This is a genomic window from Oleiphilus sp. HI0123 (assembly GCF_001635315.1).
Map to the genome: position 1 here is coordinate 1 of NZ_LWGE01001809.1, position 978 is coordinate 978.

Annotated in this window: 1 protein-coding gene; it reads right to left on the bottom strand. The window is 39.6% G+C overall.

What is annotated here, in order from left to right; translation table 11 throughout:
- Window positions 1-396: 396 nt before the first annotated feature.
- On the bottom strand, window positions 397-828 hold the full coding sequence (locus tag A3761_RS24320) for a hypothetical protein (RefSeq protein WP_068511465.1): 432 nt from the start codon (window positions 826-828) through the stop codon (window positions 397-399).
- Window positions 829-978 lie beyond the last annotated feature (150 nt).

A 978-nucleotide genomic window follows, 5' to 3' on the forward strand; every position in this document is an offset into this window, starting at 1 on the left:
AAGCGAATTCATTCGGGACAAGCCAGACTTTAAATTTGCTGCGTTTGCTCGTGAGCAATTTTACCACTTTACCTGAATGAACTAGAGCTCTTTGTTCGCATTCCGGACACTTAAAAAATGCCGTGATGATTATTGCCGACCAACCAAGAATAATTAATGCTGCTAGAAGCGGGATAAACAAGTTAATAGAAATGAAGATAACTGGAAGAACTAACCAAAATAATTTGGCCGCTATTGACGAGGCTAACCAATAGTAATTAGAGATACTTGTTCAATCTGGTAACCCCTATTTACACCTAACGCTTGCCTAAACGGAGGAGCGAAATTGGCGTGCCTTTTTGCGACAGCAAAAAGCGCGACACATTTTGCGGAGTCCGTTTGAGGCGCTGGTTATATTCATTTCTGATAAGGTGGAGGCGGTTCAGATTTCTCACGAATAAAACCATCTAAACCAATATAGTCACCTTCTTTAACTATACGGCGACAATATGCGAGGTATCTTTTACCTTTTTCAAGAACTACTGGAACAACCGGAAAACCATAAGTATAGGTATCATCGCATTTAAGCATTACAACATACTTACCTTCCTTCAAACCCACGTTAAAATGCATAGACTTCATCATGTTTGTAGTGATAACTTCTGTTGCGTTCTCATCTACGACTGAAACCACTGATGGTCTGTGCCTTACCTTCATAAATGGAATCTTCTCCATATCAATGAAGGCTAAGTCTAATATGCCAATATTATCAGGGTTGTATCTACTTGGTGGAGTTGCACAACCACCAACAAAAAGTGCAATTAGCACTGTAATAAACTTATTAATCACCTTTCTCCTTTAAGAATATAACGCCGCCATTTGCGGGATGAGTTTTATGGCGACGTTTATGCGTTTCTTTGCATAAACGGTGACAGAAAACGAAGATCCGAAAGATGGCCTGGTTATATGATTTTTGCTTTTAGTCTTTCGACCTTATGC